Origin of the sequence: Bartonella sp. MU70NMGDW, from assembly GCF_042194085.1 — a bacterium.
GTDB classification, from domain to species: Bacteria; Pseudomonadota; Alphaproteobacteria; order Rhizobiales; family Rhizobiaceae; genus Bartonella; species Bartonella grahamii.
Map to the genome: position 1 here is coordinate 1 of NZ_JBHIMK010000530.1, position 751 is coordinate 751.

Here is a 751-nt window from a genome sequence, read left to right on the forward strand (position 1 = left end):
CCAAAAATAAAGTTATCACCGAGATCAATATTAGAACCTGCATAAAAACCACCTAGAAAACCTGAAAGTTTAGGAGAAAACTCTTTATCTAGTGGCAAATTCTTTTCTTGATCAACAAGAGCTATATCAGATTTGCTCGAAAAACCACCAGCTTGGACACCTAAATAAAGACCTGTCCATGAAAAAGTAGGCGCAACAATGGTAGAAGATGTCGATGGTGCTGGTTGATGAGGAATCATAACATCAGCAGCTAGCGCTGTAGACGCTGAAATTAAAGAAAAAATAGATGCTGTTATTAAACGTTTTGTATTCATAAAATCTCTCCAAATATCCAAAATGAAATGTATATAGAGCATCTTTTTTGAAAGATCTGTAGCAAAAATGACACACTCACAAAAAAATAAAAATTTTTTGAAAATAAGGCTTCTTAAACTTTCAATTTTGCATTCAATGAGAATTTGTAAACTAAATCACACCAGAATTATGTGTCTTAAAGTTGGATTCATTTTCATTAAATTTTCGCATAACTGTTAATGATAATATTCTTTATAAATTTCTTTTTACCGAAATCTGAATAACGGTATTCTGCATGCAATAAACTATCATCTGTCATTGCAAAATCAATGCCAACGAAAACAGTGAAATCAAATATTGCCTTTTTTAAAACCAAGCGCCATCAAAGTTTCATCTATTTATCAACATGATCTACTTTTGGTGCTTTAGCGATAGTCTTTTGTATCTAAAATTAAGA

Annotated in this window: 1 pseudogene; it reads right to left on the reverse strand. The window is 31.3% G+C overall.

Annotated features, from left to right (window positions below):
- A pseudogene (locus ACFIKE_RS11990) lies at positions 1-314 on the reverse strand (porin family protein); the annotation flags it as partial.
- Between the last annotated feature and the right edge of the window lie 437 nt (positions 315-751).